General features: G+C 71.8%; 20 protein-coding genes and 1 pseudogene. 11 read left to right on the top strand and 10 right to left on the bottom strand.

All coding sequences use genetic code 11. The features are described from left to right. Positions 1-2,160 (bottom strand): condensation domain-containing protein (locus IEZ06_RS33700; protein WP_268245644.1); only part of this gene is annotated, 2,160 nt, incomplete at its 3' end. Positions 2,161-2,423: 263 nt separating this feature from the next. Between IEZ06_RS33700 and IEZ06_RS33705 the strand changes: the two genes are divergently transcribed. Genes IEZ06_RS33705 through pabB form a run of 5 tightly spaced genes read left to right on the top strand, consistent with a single transcriptional unit; the run spans position 2,424 to position 8,261 of the window. Next, positions 2,424-3,140 (top strand): Phenylacetic acid catabolic protein, encoded by a 717-nt coding sequence (locus IEZ06_RS33705; RefSeq protein WP_189240725.1) that lies wholly within the window; start codon positions 2,424-2,426, stop codon positions 3,138-3,140. Continuing rightward, positions 3,119-3,727 (top strand): hypothetical protein, encoded by a 609-nt coding sequence (locus tag IEZ06_RS33710; protein WP_189240726.1) that lies wholly within the window; start codon positions 3,119-3,121, stop codon positions 3,725-3,727. Before IEZ06_RS33705 ends, IEZ06_RS33710 begins: the two co-directional genes overlap by 22 nt. Next, entirely contained in the window at positions 3,720-5,255 is a 1,536-nt protein-coding gene (locus tag IEZ06_RS33715; protein WP_189240727.1) for an AMP-binding protein, read from the top strand. The genes IEZ06_RS33710 and IEZ06_RS33715 overlap by 8 nt, the downstream gene beginning before the upstream one ends. A gap of 4 nt (positions 5,256-5,259) precedes the next feature. Then, complete coding sequence (locus tag IEZ06_RS33720) at positions 5,260-6,117, top strand: aminotransferase class IV (RefSeq protein WP_189240728.1); 858 nt, start codon at positions 5,260-5,262, stop codon at positions 6,115-6,117. Then, positions 6,105-8,261, top strand: a complete 2,157-nt coding sequence (pabB, locus tag IEZ06_RS33725; RefSeq protein WP_189240729.1) for an aminodeoxychorismate synthase component I — start codon at positions 6,105-6,107, stop codon at positions 8,259-8,261. The genes IEZ06_RS33720 and pabB overlap by 13 nt, the downstream gene beginning before the upstream one ends. On the opposite strand, the gene IEZ06_RS33730 is transcribed toward pabB, so the two are convergent. The 4 genes from IEZ06_RS33730 to IEZ06_RS37790 form a co-directional block, all read right to left on the bottom strand. Beyond that, complete coding sequence (locus tag IEZ06_RS33730) at positions 8,206-8,958, bottom strand: helix-turn-helix transcriptional regulator (RefSeq protein ID WP_203872369.1); 753 nt, start codon at positions 8,956-8,958, stop codon at positions 8,206-8,208. The two genes, pabB and IEZ06_RS33730, sit on opposite strands and share 56 nt — an antisense overlap. Before the next feature lie 187 nt (positions 8,959-9,145). Beyond that, on the bottom strand, positions 9,146-9,841 hold the full coding sequence (locus IEZ06_RS33735) for a radical SAM protein (RefSeq protein ID WP_268245646.1): 696 nt from the start codon (positions 9,839-9,841) through the stop codon (positions 9,146-9,148). Between the two features lie 9 nt (positions 9,842-9,850). Beyond that, on the bottom strand, positions 9,851-10,015 hold the full coding sequence (locus IEZ06_RS33740; RefSeq protein WP_189240731.1) for a hypothetical protein: 165 nt from the start codon (positions 10,013-10,015) through the stop codon (positions 9,851-9,853). 88 nt (positions 10,016-10,103) lie between these two features. Further along, on the bottom strand, positions 10,104-10,433 hold the full coding sequence (locus IEZ06_RS37790; RefSeq protein ID WP_373293982.1) for a hypothetical protein: 330 nt from the start codon (positions 10,431-10,433) through the stop codon (positions 10,104-10,106). Here IEZ06_RS37790 and IEZ06_RS33750 point away from each other — a divergent pair. After that, complete coding sequence (locus IEZ06_RS33750) at positions 10,404-12,224, top strand: hypothetical protein (protein WP_189240732.1); 1,821 nt, start codon at positions 10,404-10,406, stop codon at positions 12,222-12,224. The genes IEZ06_RS37790 and IEZ06_RS33750 overlap by 30 nt on opposite strands. A 163-nt stretch (positions 12,225-12,387) precedes the next feature. On the opposite strand, the gene IEZ06_RS33755 is transcribed toward IEZ06_RS33750, so the two are convergent. Then, complete coding sequence (locus tag IEZ06_RS33755; RefSeq protein ID WP_189240733.1) at positions 12,388-13,293, bottom strand: hypothetical protein; 906 nt, start codon at positions 13,291-13,293, stop codon at positions 12,388-12,390. Between the two features lie 117 nt (positions 13,294-13,410). On the opposite strand from IEZ06_RS33755, the pseudogene IEZ06_RS33760 reads away from it, so the two are divergent. Further along, positions 13,411-13,587, top strand: a pseudogene (locus IEZ06_RS33760) (transposase family protein); the annotation flags it as partial. Here IEZ06_RS33760 and IEZ06_RS33765 read toward each other — a convergent pair. Beyond that, positions 13,578-13,862: a hypothetical protein gene (locus IEZ06_RS33765; RefSeq protein WP_189240734.1), complete on the bottom strand. Its 285-nt coding sequence runs from the start codon at positions 13,860-13,862 to the stop codon at positions 13,578-13,580. The pseudogene IEZ06_RS33760 and the gene IEZ06_RS33765 sit on opposite strands and share 10 nt — an antisense overlap. 140 nt (positions 13,863-14,002) lie before the next feature. On the opposite strand from IEZ06_RS33765, the gene IEZ06_RS33770 reads away from it, so the two are divergent. From IEZ06_RS33770 to IEZ06_RS33785, 4 genes are all read left to right on the top strand, one after another. Beyond that, a complete protein-coding gene (locus IEZ06_RS33770) occupies positions 14,003-14,713 on the top strand; it encodes a hypothetical protein (RefSeq protein WP_189240735.1) in 711 nt (236 codons plus the stop codon). 145 nt (positions 14,714-14,858) lie between these two features. Continuing rightward, positions 14,859-15,293, top strand: a complete 435-nt coding sequence (locus IEZ06_RS33775) for a hypothetical protein (protein WP_189240736.1) — start codon at positions 14,859-14,861, stop codon at positions 15,291-15,293. Between the two features lie 541 nt (positions 15,294-15,834). After that, positions 15,835-16,338 (top strand): RNA polymerase sigma factor, encoded by a 504-nt coding sequence (locus IEZ06_RS33780; protein ID WP_189240737.1) that lies wholly within the window; start codon positions 15,835-15,837, stop codon positions 16,336-16,338. Continuing rightward, a complete protein-coding gene (locus IEZ06_RS33785; protein ID WP_189240738.1) occupies positions 16,335-17,000 on the top strand; it encodes a permease-like cell division protein FtsX in 666 nt (221 codons plus the stop codon). Before IEZ06_RS33780 ends, IEZ06_RS33785 begins: the two co-directional genes overlap by 4 nt. A 503-nt stretch (positions 17,001-17,503) precedes the next feature. On the opposite strand, the gene IEZ06_RS33790 is transcribed toward IEZ06_RS33785, so the two are convergent. From IEZ06_RS33790 to IEZ06_RS33795, 3 genes are all read right to left on the bottom strand, one after another. Continuing rightward, a complete protein-coding gene (locus tag IEZ06_RS33790; protein ID WP_189240739.1) occupies positions 17,504-18,409 on the bottom strand; it encodes a S41 family peptidase in 906 nt (301 codons plus the stop codon). Positions 18,410-18,443: 34 nt separating this feature from the next. Continuing rightward, on the bottom strand, positions 18,444-18,572 hold the full coding sequence (locus tag IEZ06_RS37400) for a hypothetical protein (RefSeq protein ID WP_268245645.1): 129 nt from the start codon (positions 18,570-18,572) through the stop codon (positions 18,444-18,446). Positions 18,573-18,772: 200 nt separating this feature from the next. Further along, positions 18,773-19,569, bottom strand: a 797-nt coding sequence (locus IEZ06_RS33795; RefSeq protein ID WP_189240740.1) for an IS630 family transposase, incomplete at its 5' end; no start/stop codon positions are given.

Here is a 19,569-nt window from a genome sequence, read left to right on the forward strand (position 1 = left end):
GAACCGCCCGTGCAGCGTCCCCTCCGGCAGCGGCGCGGCCGTGTCGTTCACCCCGGCACGGATGGCGAGCTGCCCGGCCGGGACCAGGCACGGCACCGGCGCGTCCCAGTCGCCCTCCAGCAGCCGGTCGAGCAGACGGTCGTACGCCGCGACCATGCCGTCCAGCACCCCGGCCGGGAACAGCTCCTCGACCGCGTCCCAGTTCACCTGCAGACCGCCGTCGACCTCCACCACCTGGTGGTCCAACCAGACCTGCGGAGTCTGGGAGAGCATCCAGCCCAGGTTGCCCAGGCTGCGCTGCACGTCCGCGCCGACCAGGTCGCCCATGCCCAGCGCACTGGTGAAGACGACCGGCGCGGTCACCTGGTCGTGGCGGCCGCCGCGGTTGAGGTCGCGCAGGACCTCCACGCCGGAGTAGGCGGAGTGGGAGACGTCGCGCTGGAAGCGCGCCTGCAGCGCCGCCACCCGCCCGGCGAACGTCCGGGAGGCGGACAGGTCCACTTCCAGCAGGATGAGGTCGCTGAAGTCGGCGACCATCCGCTCCACGTCCGGGTGGACGGCCTGCCGGTCGAACAGCGGGACGTTGAGCACGAAGCGCTGCGTGCCGCTCCAGGCGCCGACGACCTCGGCGAGCGCGGCGGCCATGACCATCGGCAGTGTCACGCCGTGCGCGCGGGCGCGCTCGGCCAGCCGTTCCCTCTCCTGCGCGGTGAACCTGCGGTCGCGGCGCACGATCCGGACCCGTTCCACCTTCTCCGGGTCGACGGCCAGCGGCAGGGACGGGCCGGGGGGCAGGTCGGGCAGGCGGCCGGCCCAGTAGCGGCGGTCGGCCTCGCGCTCCCGCGCGCCCAGACGCTCACGCTCGGCCAGGTAGTCGGGGAAGGAGTAGGCCGGGGCGGGCGGCCCGGCGTCCTGGCCCCGGTAGAGTGCGGCCAGATCCTCCAGCAGGATCTGGATGCTGCGTACGTCGGCCACCAGCAGGTCGATGTTGACGTGCAGGCGGTGGGCGCCGTCCGGCAGCAGCGAGAGGGTCAGGTCGAGCACCTCGCCGCGTTCGACCTCCAGGCGCCGGTGCGACAGCCGTTCGCGCACCTGGAGCAGCCGGGTCTCGGCGTCCGGGGCCGTGCGCAGGTCGTGGACGGTCAGGCCGGGCCAGGGGGTGTGCGGCAGGATCTGCTGGGTGCCGTCGTCGAGGAAGCGGGCGCGCAGCAGGCCGTGCCTGGCGAACAGGGCGCGGGCGGCCCGTTCCAGGGCTTGGCGGTCGAGGTCGCGGCCGTCGAGCTCGACGTAGAAGTGGCAGCCGACGCCGCCCAGCACCTGGCGGTCGCGGCGGCCGAACCAGTAGGCGTGCTGCAGCGGGGTGAGCGCGAAGGGGGCGTGGCGGTCGACGCGCCCGGTCTCTGGCGTCGGCGCGGCGGCGCCGGACCCGGCTCTGGACCGGAGCAGCTCGTGCCAGGAGGAGACCGACGGTGACTCCACGAGGTCGGCGAACTTCACCTTGACGCCCCGGCGCTGCCAGTCGCCGGCCAGCTGCATGATCCGGATGGAGTCCAGGCCCCGTGCGATGAGGTCCTCGGCGGGGTCGAGGTCGGCCGGGGGGACGCCGAGCAGGTCGGCCACCGCACAGGTGACCTCCTCCATCGCCGGAGGACGGAGGACGGTCCGGTTCTCCCGGGAGATCGCACAGGAACCGCCGCCCGCCTGGCCCGGTGCCTCCCCGCCGCCCGTCTGGCCCGGCGCTTGCAAGCCGGGTGTCTCCAGGTCCGGCGCCTCCGGGTCCGGCGCCTCCAGGGCCGGTGCGGACGGGGGGACCGCCAGCGTGTCGACAGCTCGGACCGGCAGCGCGGCGCGGCGGAAGCGGGTCACGAGCTCGGCGCGGTCACCGGTCAGCGAACCGGGGTCGGTCACCGCCACCGTCTCCACCACCGCACCGCAGGCGTCGAGGACGGCGGCGCGCACCTGGCGCGGTCGAGGCCCGGTCCCGGGCCGTGCCTCCACCAGCAGCGTCAGGGGACCGCCCTGGACGGTCTGGATGGCACGACAGGGCGACCCGGTCAGCTCGCGCACCGGGGCCTCCAGGTCCTCGGCCGCGAGCAGCCGGCCCTGCACGGACACGCGGTACGCACGCGTCGCCTTTTCCGTCATGACAGATTCCGTCATGACGGACAACATGGCACGCCCGGAAGGCGAATGACAAACCACGGAATTCATTTCCGCGCGGCCCGCCCGGATTCCAGCCGGATATTTAGGCTCGCCTAACTGTCCGAACGGAATCCGATGATCAGGGAGAACGCCGCGGAACTGCCCTTTCCGGCACTCCGCCGAAAGCGGCGGGGTGCGCTTTCGAGGTGCCCGTCCGGGCACTTGCGCCGGCCCGGACTCCTTCCTAGCGTCCGTCGACGAGGCATGAAAAGGGAGGCGACGTGCCGCAGACGCTCGCGGAAGACGTCCGAGACGCCGCCGAGGCCCGCGCACTCGGCGATGAGTACATCACCGCGCTCGGCAAGATCATCAACAGCCATGTGCGCAACGAGGCGGCGGGCGCGGCGGTGTTCGACGAGCCGTCCATCTCACTCGCGCCCACTCCCCGCGAGAAATGGCTGGCCTGCAGAATGGCGATGGAGGAATACGGCCACCATCTGAAGTTCAACAAACTCGCGAACGAACTCGGACTGGAGGACGCGCACAGCCGCCCGCCGCTTTCGGTCTTTGATTACCAGGTCGAGTCGTGGACCGGATACGTCATGACCAAGGCCGTCGTCGACCTGGCCGAGATCGTGCTGATGGAGGACCTGTGCGAGTGCTCCTACGTGCCGCTGCGCCGGCTGTGCCGGTCGCTGATGCCGGAGGAGCGCTTCCACGTCGGGTTCGGGGCCACCGCCGCCAGGCAGCTGGCCGCCGACCCGGCCGCCCGCGAGGAGGTGCGGTCGTCGGCGCACCGCCTCATCACGATGACGCTGCCCTTCTTCGGCCGCAGCGACTCCAGGAACAACGAGCTGTTCCGCAGGTGGGGCATCAAGCGGCTGACCAACGACGAGGCGCGGGCGGAGTTCGTCCGGCGCACCCGGACGCTGCTCTGCGACGAGCTCGGACTGGACTACCCGGAGGTGGAGACGCGGTGGCACGGTACTACGAGCTGAGCGTGCCGCCCGAGGGATTCGCCGGCGAGCTCGGGCCCGGCGGCGACCGTGTGGCCGCCCTGCTGCACGGCCTGGTCGCGCACCTGCCGGCCGGCGACGTGTCCTCCCCGCCCCCGGCCGGGCCCGACCCGCGCACCGGCCGCGTACCGGCGGAGGTCGGCGGCCTGCCCGTGCGGTGGGCGGACGAGCTGCCCGCCGTACTCCTGGACCGCGTGGACCCGCTCTGGCTGGCCTGGCTGGAGAGCCGCCGGTCGGAGGCCCGCGCCAGGCTCCGCGACGCCCGCCGCGAGGACCGGCTGGAATTCGCCGAGCACGTGGCGATGCTGGTCGCCACCCCGCGCCTGCGACCGGCCGACCCCGCCGACGCCGGGGCGCTGGCGATGTCCGGTGCGATCCTGTGGCTGGTCGGCACCCTCGTCGCCACCGCGCTCACCGACGACCGCGACGACCGCGCCGACCGGCTGGCCGACCTGACCGCGCGGGGCCTGTGGCCGGTCGGTCCCGTGGACGGCGCCTTCCTTCTCGCCCCCCTCGATCTCCCGCGCCGTCCCCGCCACGAGCTCTCAGGGGGGCCGCGCCGTGCCTGAGACCCTCAGCGACGGCGGCCGCACCCGGCCGCCGTCCCCCCGCCCCGCCGGCGAGGCCGCCAACTTCGCGGTCCACGCGGCCGCGCTGGCCCGGCGCGAGGGCTGGTGGGAACGGCCGGCCTTCCACACCCCCGGGCGTTCCTGGGCCCACGGCGAGGTGCACGCGCTGGCCGCCTCCGCCGCCTCCGTCCTGGCCGAGCGCGACGTGCGGCCCGGTGACCGCGTGCTCATCGCCGTGCCCGACGGGATCGCCTGGGTGACGGCCTTCCTGGCCGCCGCCCGGCTGGGCGCGATCGCGATCCCGGTCAACCCCGACCTGCCCCCCGACGACCACGCCTTCCTGGCCGGGGACTGCCGCCCCCGCCTCGTGGTGACGGAGGACCACCTCACCGGCCGCTTCGCCGGCCACGCCGCCCTGACCGGCGGACACCTCGTGCGCCTGGCCCAGGAGGCCCCCGCCTCACCCGCCGCGGCGGTCACCGGCGACACGCCGCTGTACGCGCAGTACACCTCCGGCACGACCGGCGTGCCCAAGGCGGCCCTGCACCGCCATGCCGATCCCGCCCGCTACCAGCGGGCCGCGGGCGAGGGCGTGGTGGGCGTGCGCCACGACGACGTGACCCTGTCGGTGTCGAAGCTGTTCTTCGCCTACGGCCTGGGCAACGCGCTGGTCTTCCCGCTGTCGTCCGGCTCCTGCGCGGTGCTGCTGCCCCACCGGCCGACGCCCGCGCAGATCGCCGAAGCCGTGGCGCGCCACGGCGTGACGCTGCTGTACGGCGTGCCGTCCTGCTACGCCAACCTGGTGGCCGAGTGCCCGCCCGAGGCCTTCTCCACCGTACGGCTGGCCGTCTCGGCCGGCGAGTCGCTGTCCACCGCCCTGGGAACCAGGGCGCGTGAGCTGCTCGGCGCCCCGGTGCTGGACCAGCTCGGCTCCACCGAGGTCGGTCATGCCTTCTGCTCCACCACCGCCTGGCGCGACGAGCCGGGCACGATCGGCCGCCCGCTGCCCGGCTACGAGGTCGTGCTCCGTGACGAGAACGGCGCGGTGGTCACCCTCGGCCAGGGCGAGATCTGGGTACGCGGCGACTCGGTGATGACCGGGTACCTGGGCCGTCCCGACCAGACGGCCCGAGCGCTGCGCGGCGGCTGGCTGCGCACCGGCGACCTGGCCGAGTACGCGGACGGCGGCGCGCTGAGGCACTGCGGGCGCAACGACGACATGGAGATGGTGGGCGGCATCACCGTCTCCCCCCTGGAGATCGAGCGGGTGCTGGCCGAGCATCCGGCGGTGGCCGAGGTCGCGGTGGCGGTCATCGCCGACGAGCGCGGCGCGCGCAAGCTGCGCGCCTTCGTGGTGCCCTCCTCCCCGCGGGTGGACGGCGCCCGGCTGGAGAGCGAACTGATCGCCCTGGCCCGCCGCCGCCTGGCGCCCTACAAGGTGCCGCGCAGCGTGGAGCCGCGCCCGAGCCTGCCGCGGACCTCCACCGGCAAACTGCGCCGCTTCGCGGTGCGCGAGGGAAGGTGGTGACCCCATGCTGACTGCTCCCCCGATCGCCCTCCCGGCCGGACGGGCGGAAGAGCGCCTGGTGTGGACGCGGGCGGGCCTGTCCGCCGCGCCGGACCGGCGGCCGGACGACCCGGCGGTCGTCGACTCCTGGCTGGTGGGTGAGGGGCGGGTGCGGGACCTGGCACTGCACGGGCGGCGCTTCCTGCACGCCTGCGCCGCGGCGGTGCCGGAGCTGCCGGCCGCCGAGATCCGCCGCTTCCTGGACGCGGTACGGCACTGGCTGCCGCCGCGCGGTCGCTGGTTCCCCCGCATCGAGGCCTACGCGGGGGCCGAGCCCCGGCTGGCGCTGTGGCCCAGGCCCGCCCCCGAGCCCGGTCCCGCGGAGGTGGCGCTCTGGATCCCACCGGAGCCCGACCCCCGCCTGTGGCCCGCGGTCAAGGGACCGGACCTGCGGGTCCTGGCCGGGCTGCGGGAGAGAGCCAGAGCCGTGGGCGCCGACGACGCGCTGCTCCACGACCAGGGCGGCACCGTGCTGGAGACCGCCCACAGCGCGCTGGTGTGGTGGCGCGGCGGCACCCTGTGCCTGCCCGACGCCGACCTGCCCGTACTGCCCTCGATCACCCGGGACCACCTCGAACGGCTCGCCGGGTGCTGGCGCTGCCCCGTCCGGCGTGAACGCGTCAGCCTGGCCGAGCTGCCCGAGCTGGAGGCCTGGACCCTCAACGCCCTGCACGGGCTGCGCCCGGTGCGCGCCTGGACCGACGCCGACGGCCGTTCCACCCCGGCCAAGGTGTCGGCCCGGGCCGCGGAGTGGCAGCGGGCCGTACGGCACCGCGCCGTGCTGCCCGCCCTCCACCTGTGGGGAGAACCGTGCGCACACTGATCGTGGACAACTACGACTCCTACACCTACAACCTGTTCCAGCTGGCCGCCCAGGTCTACGGCGTGGAACCGGAGGTGCTCACCAACGACGACCCCGGCTGGGCCGGGGTGGACCTGAGCCGCTTCGACGCGCTCATCGTCTCTCCCGGGCCCGGCCGCCCGCAGGAGGAGGGCGACGTCGGCATCGCGCTCGACCTGATCCGCGAGTCCGGGCTGCCCGTACTGGGTGTCTGCCTCGGCCACCAGGCACTGGCCTGGCTGTCGGGAGCCGACGTGGTGCCCGCGCCCGCGCCGATCCACGGCCACGTGGAGCAGATCAGGCACTGCGGCCGCGACCTGTTCCGCGGCCTGCCCCAGGGGTTCCACGCGGTGCGGTACCACTCGCTGTGCGTGGCCACGCCCGCGCCGGACGACCTGGAGATCACCGCGTGGACCGCGGACTCGGTCGTCATGGGCCTGCGACACCGCACGATGCCCTGGTGGGGCGTGCAGTTCCACCCGGAATCGGTCTCCACCGAGTACGGCCCGAAGCTGATGCTCAACTTCCGCGACCTGGCCGCGGAGTACAACGAGTCCGCCAGGACCGGGGCGGGCGCCGCCTTCCTGCCGCAGCCGCCGCACGAGCCGCGCTGGTCCCTGGAGGCCGAACGGGTCCACGGGGCCGCCGACGCCGAGGCGGTCTTCGCCGAGTTGTTCGCGGCCCAGCCGTACGCCTTCTGGCTGGACAGCAGCCGGACCGGGTCCGGGCCGGGCCGCTTCTCCTTCCTGGGTGACGCTGGTGGCGCGCACGGGGAGGTCCTCACCTGCCGGCCGGGTCCCGACGGCGTGCTGGTGCGCTCCGGCCGTGCCGAGGCGGCGGTCTCCGCCTCGATATTCGACGTGCTGGACGCCCGCATCACGGAGCGGGCCATCGCCGGGGACCCGGCGCTGCCGTTCGACCTCAACGGCGGCTACGTCGGCTACTTCGGCTACGAGCTCAAGCGCGACTGCGGCGCCGCGGCCGCGCACGTCTCGCCCTTCCCGGACGCGGTGTGGATGTCGGCGGCCAGATTCGTGGCGATCGACCACGGGACCGGCGAGACCTGGGCGCTGGCGCTGACCGACGGCGGGCGCGAGAGCCGGGCCGCGGCGCGCGACTGGGTGGCCCGAGCCGCCGCCGTCTGCCGCGGGCCCGGGCAGGGCGGGCCCGGGCAGGCTAGACCTGGGCAGGGCGGGCTCGCTCCGGTCCGGCCGATGCCCGGTTTCGACCCCGAGCCGTGGCTGGTACGGCCGCGCGAGCGCTACCTGGCCGACATCGAGGAGTGCCTGCGGATGCTGCAGGCCGGGGAGAGCTACGAGATCTGCCTGACGGACACCGCGGAGATCCCCTTCGACGGCTCCCCCTACGGGCTGTACCTGCTCCAGCGCCGGCTCAACCCCGCCCCCTACGCGGCCTACCTGCGCCTGGACGACATGCACGTGCTGTGCTCGTCCCCCGAGCGTTTCCTGAAGGTCGGCAGGGACGGCACGGCCGAGTCCAAGCCCATCAAGGGCACCGCGCCGCGCTCACCCGATCCCCGCCGCGACGCCGCCCTGCGCGAGGAACTCGCCGCCTCCGCCAAGGCCAGGGCGGAGAACCTCATGATCGTGGACCTGCTCCGCAACGACCTGGGCCGCATCTGCGACATCGGCTCGGTGCACGTGCCGGATCTCATGGCGGTGGAGTCCTACGAGACCGTGCACCAGCTGGTCTCCACGGTCCGCGGCCGCCTGCAGGAAGGCGTCACGGCCGTGCAGGCGGCGCGGGCGTGCTTTCCCGGCGGTTCCATGACCGGGGCGCCCAAGCTGCGCACCATGGAGATCATCGACCGGCTCGAGGGCCGGGCCCGCGGCGTCTACTCCGGCGCCATCGGCTTCTTCGGCCTCGACGGCACCGCCGACCTCAACATCGTCATCCGCACCGCGGTGGCCCACCGGGGATGGCTGTCCGTGGGCGCGGGCGGCGCGATCGTCCTGGACTCCGATCCCGAGGCCGAGTACCAGGAGATGCTGCTGAAGGCACGGGCCCCGTTGCGGGGCCTGTCCGTCCCGCCGGAGGCGTCCGGCGGGCTCACCGGCGCCGTGCCCGGGGGGAGGGCCCGGGATCGCGAACCAGCCCGCGACTGAGCGCCACGGTCGTCGCGAGCGTCCTGTTCGAGCAGTTCAGCTTGGCCAGGATGTTGGCGACGTGCCGTTTGGCGCCATGCTCGGAGATGCCCAGCCCGCGGGCGATCTGCTTGTTGCTCAGCCCTTCGGCCATCAGGCCCAGCACTTCCAGCTCCCGGCGGCTCAGCGGGGGACGGGGAGGGCTGTCGCGCGGGGTCGCGGGCCCGGGGAGCGGCGCCGCGTCGAGCGCCTCGGGTCCGCGTCCGACCTCGAGGCGGACCGTCGCCATCAGCTTGCGCGCCAGGGGAAGCGGCATCGGCACCAGCCCGCTGTCCAGGTCGGTCAGCACGCTCATCAGCGTCTCGCGATTCACCTCCGACTCCAGCAGGTACCCGTCCGCGGGGACCGTCGCCACCTGCCTCAGGGCCTGATCGCAGGCGGACCGCAGCATCAGCAGCACCGGCACCCCGAAATCGCCGGCCGCCCGCGCCAGCTTCTCCGCCTCCTGCACCGGGTCGGCGCCGCCCAGGACCAGCAGCGTGGGCCGGCCCGAGTGCAGCAGCTCCATGCTGCCGTCGAAACCGCCGCCGTCGAGCACGTCGTCCAGCGTCTCCAGCTCGTACAGCACGGTGCGCAACCCGCACCGCACCACTTCACTGCCCAGCGCTAGGAGGGCGACGCGCGAACCGTCCTGTCCTGACTGCCACTTCGAAGTCATCACGACATCCATGTCGATTCCGGGAACGGCGGCTTCCCATACCCGGCGAATGTTCTTCTATGCGCATGATGCGGATGTTTCCATTTGACCGGATCACGGTCCGTGCCGGGGAGCCGTCGCGGTTCCCGGCCGCGACGGGCAGATCCGCGCCGGCTCGGCGCGACGGCGGTGCGGCGGATCTCACGGTTCACCGCCGGACCGGGTCGGTGAGCACGTTGCCGACCGTCCCCTCGTAGGCGGCCATCGCCCGCGCGGCCCCGTCCGGCTCGATCTGCAGGACGGGGAAGAACCTCCCGCTGCGGATGAGGTCGGGATGCATCTGCAGGGCCAGGTTGTCCGTGGTGGACACGTGCACGGACGACGGCGTCAGGGATCGCAGGAGCTCTCCGTACTCGGCGCTGCCCAGCAGTCCGACCTGGGAGTCGGAGAGCGGTTCGTGCTCGGCGAACCCCTCCCGGCTGGCGAGCCCCTCCGGTATCACCGCCCCGAGCGCGATGGACTCCAGCTGGGGGAAGCCGGGCGCGATGACGGTGCAGAAGTCCTCCAGCTGGTGGAAGTTGCCTCTGACCACGACGCAGTCGATTCCCAGGCCCAGGCGGCTCCCACCGTTCAGGCGCCGCCGCTCGGCGGCCTCGTCCAGGAGCGCCAGCGCGTTCATCGCCCGGTCGAACGATCCGCGCCGGCCGCGGATCCGGTCGTGCACCTCCGCGGTGGCCCCGTCGACGCTCACGCTCACCCGGAAGGAGCCCCGCACGATGTCGTCGATCATCTCCGGGCGCAGTGACCAGCCTCCGGTGAAGAGCGAGACCTCGATGCCCGCCGCGGACATCCGGTCGGCGATCTCGAAGACGCCCTCCACCAGGAGGGGCTCCCTGCCGGCCAGGCAGACGCCCTACGCGTTCATCGCGATGATGGCGTCGGCGGCGCGGAGCATCTCGCGGAGGTCCAGCCGCCGTGCGGGCCGGCGCCCGGATTCCGAGTAGCAGTGGGAACAGCGCAGCGGGCACGCGTAGGTGATGTCCCACACGATCTCGAGCGGGCGGTCGGGGATCTTCATGATGGCGCTCCTGACAGGGGACGGGCCAGGGCCGGCGCTGCGGACGCGGCGGGCACCGGGCCGCGGCCCGCGGTGTCCGCCCGGCCCGTCAACCGGCGGCGACGAGGAACTGGGTGGCGGCGAGTTCGGCGTAGAGCGGGTCCGCGGCGACCAGCTCGTCATGGGTGTCGACCGCCCGGACCCGGCCCGCGTCGACGACGATCCGGTCGGCCAGGGTGACCGTGGACAACCGGTGCGCCACCACCAGCACCGTCGTCGTCCGGGCGATGCTGCTCGCGATGGCCTGGCTGCTGCGGGCCGGTGACGGCCCGGCGGCGCTGGCCCTGCTGGAGGAGATCGGCCCGTACGCCGACCGGCTCCGGTTCGCCCCGGCCCCGGCCCGGACGTCGTGTGGCGGGAGACCGCCGCGACCACCCACGACAGTCTGGCCCGGCGCTGGCCGAACGAGCGGGTCGAGGCGATGCGGGAGGCGCTGACGGTATGGAATCCGTTCGCCGACGACCTGCTCTCGCTGTGGCTGGAGACCGTCCAGGACGGCCGGGTCGCGCGCACGATCGCCGGCGCGGACGCCTGCGGAGACGACGCGGACGGCTCGGAGAGCACTGGTGACCGTGCGCGCGACCCGCGAACCGCCGCCGATGACGCGCAGTGGCTCCGCCGCGCCGCAGCCCTGCTCAACCGGTATCACGCGCTGGCCGCCGTCCACACGCGCTGCACCAAGCACCGCAAGCCGAAGGAGAACCTCGCGATCCTCCGCTCGGCGCTGGAGGAGGTCGTCGCCGGCCGGCCGCTCACCCCGCGCGCCCGGGGGCTGCTGCAGCACGCCGTCGATGCGATGCTGCGCCGCCGCGACCGGCCCGGCTCGGCCCGCCACGCCGCGTTGCGGGAACGGCGGGCGGCCGTGGCCTCGGCGCCCACCCGCCATGTGCTGGCCCGGGTCGTCGTCGGCCGGTTGGCCGCCCTGCCGGCCGACCGCGGGGTGCTTCCCGCCGAGATCGAGGCGCTGACCGGGCCCGTCGACGCCGCCGAGGCCGCGGCCGCCGACGTCGCGGAAGCCGCCGCGATCCCTGAGACGATCCGGCGGGTGGTGCGCCGCTGCCTGGCCGGCACCGTCGAGGAGCTCATCGCCGCAGGCGTCGTCCCCTCCGCCGAGGTGCTGGCCCGGCTGGTACCGCAGATCGCCGCGACGACGACCACCGCCGCCTACCCCGACGATGCCCTGCGGTCGTTGATGGCCGCGAACTACCGGGCGTTCCGCGACCGGCGCTCGCTGCTGCTGCTCAACCTGGGGTGGCAGGTCAGGCTGGAGGAGCTGCCCTGGGTGCAGGCGGTGAGCGCTTACCGCGGCACCGGCCGGGACCGGCGGCGCGACACCGCCGCGACGCTCCGCCGCCTCGGTGAGCTGGCGCTCGACGGTTTCCCCGCCACGCTGCTGCCCAACCCGCTCGTCCGCGAGCTGGCCGCGCTGAGCCGGGAGGCGGGTCACGACCTTCCGTGGGTGGAGGAACTGGCAGCCGACATCTTCATGGGGTCGTTCTCCGGCAAGTTCCTCGCCTCTGCGAAGATCGCCGGCGAGCTGCTCCACGGCAGCCTGTACGAGCGGTACTACGGCATCGACTACCGGCCGGTGGCGGGGATCGACGACGTGCGGCCCCACCGCCGGTACGCGGCACGGACCTCGCGGACCTTCGGCGGCCTGTGCCTGGCCAGGCCGGGCGTCGCGCAGGGAACGTACTCGGTGGCCGCCAACGGCATGGTCATCGAGCAGGCGCAGATCCTGACCACGCACAACCTGGCCACCCTGGTCCACCGCGTGGGCGTACGGCCCGCCTCCGGCTGGCAGGCGCCGGCCGAGCACGCCTTCTCCACCGCGGCCAGGCTGACCTCACGGCTCGCGCACAACCCCCGGCCGATGGCGACCATCAAGGACATCGCCTACGCCTGGCGCCACCTGGTCTTCTTCATGTCCCTTCCCGGCGCGGACGACCCCCGGGCCACCGCCGGCCTGCTGGCGGTGCGGCTCAGCGACCAACCGGCCGACGTGCGGACCCGGCTCGCCCCCGCGCTCGCGGGCCTCACCCACGTCGCCGCGGGCGGCGCCTTCTCCCCCGACTCCCCCGACGGCACCGCGGACGGCGGAGGGCGTCGGCTGCTCGGCTGGTCGACCGGAGGCCACTGGCTGCGCGGTACGGTCCCGGCACGCCCGTAGGCGACGCAGCGGGACGATAACGGCAGACGAAGGTCCTCGACTACTGGCTCCAGCACGGCCAGCTCCCGCTGCCTGATGCCCTCGCCTGGGACGAGCCGGACGGCATGATTCACCTGCGGCACGGCCAGCGGATCCGTCACCGGTCCTCTACCGGACGCGGCTGTCACCCTCTGGGAAGGACCGGTGGGTCGGCGGGCACCGTGGTGGGAGGACCGTCGGGCGTCAGGCGCCAGTACCCGTACGGGTTGAAGTGGAAGCTTTCTTCGTCGTAGTCGTGACATGGATGCCTCTCCAGCACCCATCGCGGGCCGTCAGGGGAGAGGCGGAACCCCTCGCCGTCGGAGATCGTCATCGCCCGGTCCTCGGCCAGCAGGTAGAGCGCCAGGTCGTCCATCAACGCCACGGCGTTGCCGACCTGTTGCCCGGACGGCCGCTCCAGGGTCGGCCAGTCGACTTCGAGCTCCACGTCAGGCGCGCCCAGCAGGTGCATGCCGCAACTACTGAGCAGATTCCCGGAGGCGAGTGGGCGCTTGACCCAGGCGTCGAAGAGGACGACGGCCAGCCCCACCCAGTCCGTCGCCTCGGCCGCCCGATCCGCCAGGAAGAGCCACCGGTCCCGGCCGTGCGCCAGGCCGCTGCTCTCGTTCTTCACGGCCATGGCACCGGAGCGGAGCAGCGCACCCGCCACCTCCAGCGTCCGCCGCGAGACGTCGATCACCTCGCTCCACGCCCCTCCGGGCAGCTTGTAGCCGTGCTCTTCCCCGACCAGCACGTGCCGCCGCGGGTTGAACGCGATGTGCTGCGGCATCGGTGGCGAGAGCACGTACACCACGGAGTCGTGCATCTCCACGGCCTCCTCGTCGGACTCGTCGAAGGAGTCGTCCATGAGGCAGGCCGCGAACGATCGAGGCATCCGAGGATCGTGGACCTGCCGGAAGGTGTCGCGGTCGACGGTGAAACCGGATCCGCCGACCCTGCCCACGACCTCCTCCACCGTGCGGAGGTCCAGGCCGGAGCCGAGCACGCAGAGCACGTGCCGCGGGAGTACGTCGTAATTCTGTTCGAACATGTGGAGAACCGTACGCAGAGCAGGCCGCCTTGGAATCACCCTGGAGGATAACTGAGCAACCGTCCGGGGCTGTCGGGTCGTCCGCGGTGCGGAACGACGACTCGCCGTACCCACGTGCGGAAACGCCACATCAAGGCAGTCATCCCGGGAAAGAAGGACCAGGCCGCCAACCGGAAGGAGAAGGGCGGCCGTCCCGTCGGCTGTGACGCCGACCTGTACAAGGAGCGCAACGCCGTTGAGCAACTGATCAACAAGCTGAAGGCCTGGCGAGGCATCACCACTCGCTATGACAAGTACTTCTCCCTCGGTCCGTCACTGCGGCGCTCAGTGAAACGGATCAATTCGTCACCGTTCCCGGCCTCGGCCGCGACCCGGTACAGACGCTCGGCCTCCGGCCACTGCCCCGCCTCCGCCCACATCTCGGCCAACCACACCCAGCCGGAGGAGTCCCCGGCCCCAGCCGCGGCTTGGTAGAGCAGGGCGGCGTAGGCGGCGTCGCGATGCACGCCCAGCACGGCGGCGGCCTTGCAGGCGCTCATGGTGGCCCGGTCGGACAGCGGAGTGGTCATGGCCCCTCTGGTACACGAAAGCCCGGCCTAGGTCATCTGAGGCCGGACCCGGCCGGACCTGAGCGCAAGCCGCTCCCCGCCGACGGGACGGTGTCATCATCGCGATGACGTATCCGTCATCACCGCGACGACATCGGAGGATGCCCGTGCGGCCCGCCTACGACCTGACCGACCCCTACGACGCGGCGCGGTTCCTGCGGGAGGAGGGCGTCGGCGCCGCGCGCTACCAGCCGCCCGGCAACGAGCCCGGCTGGGCGAAGCTGGTGGCCTCGGCATCGCAGTTCACCGAGGTCCGCCCGGACGACCCGCACCGGCCGCGCCTGAGCGGGGACGACGCGCTGGCCGCGCTGACCCTGCTGGCCGCGCTGCGTGACTGGCTGTCCGCCGTCGAAAGCGACTTCATCGGCGCGGCCCGCGCCGCCGGGGCCACTTGGGAGGAGCTGGCACCGGTGCTGCGGGTCGCCGCCCGCCGGGCCGCTCAGCGGCGCTATGCCCGCCGCGCGACCGCCGTCCGCCCCGGCCGGGACGCCCAGGACATCCTCGATGCCAGGCAGGACGTCCCCGCCCGCAGTGCAGACGTCCCTGCGGCGGCGGGGTGGGGCGACCATGACGTGTGCCTGCGGCGCTGCGACGGCCGGTGGAGCCTGCACGGCCCGGACGGGGAGATCGAGGTGGAGGGATTCGGCGTGTTCGGCACCATCGCCGCCCGGGACCAGGCGCAGGCCCACGCCGCCGCGGCGGCGGCCGCCGTCACGGCGCTGACCGGCCGCACGGTGACCGGGTGGGACCGCGACGCCTGGAGCCGCTCGGTCTACGGCGAATCGTCGTGGTACGCCTGCCTGTCCGGATGATCGTCCGGGATTTCGTAGATCATCCGAAGGGTGGAGTCGGACGGCGCCGTACCGGGTCGCCTGTTTCCGGCTGCAGGCCGGCGCCTGCGGGCGTACCGTCACGGACGTGGCCCTGAGTCGGCTCTCGCCCGTGAAGGAGGCCCTGATGAGCGAGGCATCGTCGTCTGAGTCTTCCGAGTCGCGCTGGGCGCGACGGCTCCGGCTATCGATCCAGACGGCCGTGGTCGTCCTGGGAGCGGCGCTGATGGCGGGTCTACCGCTGCCCGGCCTGCGCGCGTGGGCCGTCTCCCCGCACGGGCTCGGGGAGACGGGGGTGTGGGGATGGGTGGCGGTGCTCTGGCTGGCCGTCACCCCCGTCGTCCTGGCGTTGGCGACCGGGGAGGCCTGGCGGCGCGGTTGGCGCGCCCGCGACCTGATCATCCTCGCAGGACTCGTGATCGCCCTCGACGCCATCGTGCGGGGAGACGACGGCACCGTGTGGAAGCTGTCGATCCTTCGGTGCGTGGTGCTGGCCATCATGCTGCTCATGCTGCGACCGCTGGATGGTCTTTCCGATGGTGCCAGCACCAGGGAAGGCTGAGTCGACGTCGGCCTTTGTTCATCACGGTCACAGCCTTTACGCAGTAAACCACCAGGTGGCAGAGCCGAAAGGCTTCCGCGCCCGACCGCTCCCCGCTCCTCCTCTCCGCCCGGGTGAAGACCAGCCCGGCGGGGCCGGTCACTTCACCGCGGAGAGTGCGCCGTCCGACGGAGGCAGGCCGCCCTGCTCGTCGGCGGCCGCCGGCGACGTCCTCGAGTACCTGGCTTGTGGGTTGGCACCGCGGTGGTGCGCCGACCTTGCGGGACGGCGCACCAGCGGCTCCTCCTGGACGACGGGGCCGACGTCGTCCAGGAGGAGCCGCAGGAGACCGTGAAGCGTCGGTGCGACGCTTCCCTGCGAGAGCTGATCCGAGAGCGTGGTCGTGATCGCTCGCGTGCGGTCCTGTACGCGTCTGTGAGCGTGTCTCCGGTATTTAAGGATCCGGTTCCGTTGCAGGTCCACCCCCGCGAAGAACGCGAGCTGCCGAGGGATGATTTTCTCCTCGGCGGTAATCGGAGGGCTGGAGAGGTCATTACTAGGTGTGGACGATTCCGAAGCGCGGCTCACCGCGTTATATAAGGGGCACTACCGCAGCGTGCTCAGCTACGTGCTGTTGCGAGCCGAGCAGCAGGAGGCCGAGGACATCGCCAGCGAGACCTTCCTGATCGCTTGGCGGCGACTTGAGCGTGTGCCTGAGCCGCCGCTGCCCTGGCTGCTCGGCGTGGCCCGCAATCTGCTGCGGACACAACGCCGGTCCCGGCTACGCGGGCAGGGCCTGGTCGAGCGGCTCGCCGAGCTGGCCCCGGCCGGTGATGTCGCTGAGCAGGTTGCCGAACGGCAGGCGGCGTTGAACGCGCTCGCGGACCTGTCCGAGCGTGATGTCGAGGCTGTGCTCCTGATCAGTTGGTACGGCCTCAGCCCAGCCGAGGCCGCGAAGATCGCGGGCTGTTCGGCTCGCACCCTCAACGTCCGCCTGCACCGCGCCCGCCGCCGCCTGGCCGACGCACTCGGCCTTTCCCGCCTCACCTTCCAGGAGCAGTCATGAACGATCTCGATGACCTGATCGCCTCCCTGCGCCCCGATACTGAGGCCGCCTACCGGCGCCGCCGCGAGTCCGACCTCGCCCGCGCCTTCGCCACTCCTCGCCGCCGCTTCTTCTTTTCGCGGCTGCGGTTGGCGGCTGTAGCCGCCGTCCCCTTGGTGCTGGCCGGCGTCGTGGCCGCGGTCGCGCTGGCACCTGCCCCATCAGAGGATCGCGTCGTCATGGCCGTGAGCGTGCAGCGGCTTCTTTCGACCACCACAGGCGAATCGGCGATCATGGTCTTCCTGTGTAAGGAGCATTTTCCGGTGCCCGAGTGCGGGGGCAGCATGGATGATCCGCAAGGCGGCGGCTCGGCTATCACCGAGCAGCAAAAGCAAGCCGTCGAAAAGACGCTGACCACGATGGCCGGGGTAGAGAGCGTAACGTTCATGGACAAAGCCGCCATGTATGACAGATTCCGCAATGACGAGCATGTCCGTAAGAACTCAAGGCTCCTTGAGATGATCAGGGTTGAGAACATGACTGAGGCGTTCCGGGTCACGATGAAGCCGGACGCGAACTGGCAGCCAGTGATTGAAACCGCGAAAAAGATGCCCGGGGTCTCACATGCCGCCGACCAGAGAAAGGTGCCAACGCCGTCTCCGGCGCTGAGCATGAGTCGCTGAGACCCGCACTGCTAGTCCCTTCGGCCCGCCGCCCGGAAACGGGAGGCGGACCGAAGGCGTGTCAGGGCTGCGGCGAAGGCGGCCGGAGTATGCCAGAGGGACACCACAGGGCAAGACGATGTACCGGATAAGGTCTGACGCTCAGGTCGGTAAGTCTGGCTTGTTTTCTAACTTGCTCCGGAGACTCCAGTGGGTTCAGCGTGAATGAAGGTCTTCACGATGGAACCCACTGGATTTCGGAAGCTCAAGGCCAGGAATGGGTGGAGTTCAGCTCAACACGTCTGAGTTGAGAAACGAATTCTGGCTCCACCTGACGAAGTCCGCTGACCCTACCGGGGTGAAGCGGATATATGTCCGGTGAGAACTGGCCCACCCCGGGGGTGCCTTGTTTGAAGCATGAGTTTTGGTACCAACCTCAGCGCGGTCTGGTACCAAGCCCGAAGCTCCAGTCGCCTTGATCACGAACGACGTTTGGTATCACACTGTCGATGAGCTGGACTGCGTCAGTCTGCCAGCCGGGCGAGGGCCAGTGCGTGTGCCTGGTCGAGGGATTCCGCGGCAGCGCAAGGGATGTCCGGCTGCACACCGATGCCCTCCCAGTTCGTGCCGGAGACGGGGTTGATGGCGCGGCCGGTGGGGACGGTGACTTCCAGGTGTGGGTGCACGGTCCAGCCCTTGCACGGGTGTGCGCCACCGCGGGTAGCCTCGCCGACGACAATGGCGCGGCCGAGCTGCTGCAGGTCGTAGGCCAGTTCCTCAGCGGCGGAGAAGGTGCTGTCACTGGACAACACGTACAACGGTTTGCTGCCGCCGAAACGCGCCCCGGGAACGTGCGGCAGGCTCCAGGACTGCTCGCTGCGCTCGCCGCTGCGCCAGTACATGGTGTTGAGGTGGGTGCGCTCGTCCAGGAGGTAGCTGCAGACAAAGGCGACGGTGTCCGGGTCGCCGCCCCTGTTGTTGCGAAGGTCCACGATCAGTGCCTGGGCGCGGGAGGCCAGGGTGAGTGCGGCGCTCAGCGGTTCGGCGGCCCACCCCAGCGGAAACAGCATCGGCGCCAGCTCCACCACGGCGACCCCCCCGTCGAGCAACTCCAGCCGGGGCACACCGGCCAGCGAGGTGTCGAAGTCCCGGCGGATGGACTCCAGGGTCGCCGCGCCCTGCTCGGGGGACACCAGGTCGGCGTGGTGCTTCAGTCTCAGGTGTTTGTCGTCGTTGACGGACTGCAGGTCCGCGGTGACCAGACGGGCGAGTTCCTCGGCACCGTCGACGTCATAAGCGCCTTCGGCGAGGCGTCGTCGTAGCAGGTCGGCGAGCTGCTCGGCTATCTCAGGGAAAACGTAGTGCTCGGTCAGCAGTCGGGCTGTCTCGTCGATGACAGGAGCGGGCTGAAGGTTCGTCAGAGTTGTCATAGCAGAGGAGTAGAGCACTGCCCTTACGAAAACGTCAAAAGACTGATTGTGCGGCCTCGATAGGTCGCTCCAGCAGACTTCGGGCAATGTCCGCGTACTCGATGGCGGTCTGCGAACTGAGATTGAAGACCAGCTCCAGGTGCAACAGGTCCGCGTTGACCACGAGTGCTTCCTGGAGGACGCGGTCACCTCGGATCTGCTCAAGCTGGACGCCCCGGCGCGCCGGGCGGCTGCCTCGACACGGGCGAACAGGCGCCGCTGCAGGGGCACATCGCCGGTGGCCGAGATGCGGTCCGCGGCCTCCAGCAGCATGCCGGTGTCCCAGCCGGGCAGCGGGTACTGAGCCGATCATAAGTTTTGGGACTATCGGTGTCGCGGGCCGATGTAGGCCAGATGCGGGTCGGCGAAGAAGCCCCGGACGATGTCGGAACGCTTCTGCAGCCGGCGCATGCCGCGATGCATGGCCACGGCCAGCTCGTGCTCATCAGCGACCGCCTCACGGGCCGCCCTGGCCTTGATGTTCTGGTTGACCCACTCATCGGGGTTGAGCTCGGGTGCGTACGCCGGCAGGAAGAACAAGCGCAGTCGGCCGCCGGAGCGCGCGACGAAGTCGCGGACCGCCCGGGCGGTGTGGATCGAGGAGCCGTCGACGATCAAGACAATCGGCCGGGTGATGGTCCGCAGCAGCTGCGCGCAGAACCCGATGAACGCCCAGCGGTCCATCGAACCATGCCCCAGCCGGTAACGCAGTGTGCCGTCGCAGGCCAGGGCCGAGAACATCTTCACCGACCGGCGGCCCGCCCCCGCGTACGCGACCGGAGTCCGCCCGACCACGCCCCAGGTGGTGCCCGAGCGGTGATCGACGCGCATGCTCATCTCGTCGGCGAACAGCACCACCGCTCCCCGCCGCCGCGCGCCGCGGCGGATCCGCGGGAAGACCGCGCCCATCCAGCGGGCGATGGCCGCCTCATCACGCCGCGGCGACCGGTAGACCGGACGCTGCACCGACAGGCCCAGTGCGTGCAGCAACCGTCCGGTCGCCGCCACCGACAATCCGATGCCGAACCAGGCGGAGATCACCATCGCAACCAGCGCCCGGGTCCACAGCACCACCGCGGTGCCCAGCACCTGGCGGGGCGTGACATCGCGCACCACCGCCT

The sequence above is a fragment of the Planomonospora antibiotica genome (assembly GCF_014647955.1).
GTDB lineage: Bacteria > Actinomycetota > Actinomycetes > Streptosporangiales > Streptosporangiaceae > Planomonospora > Planomonospora parontospora.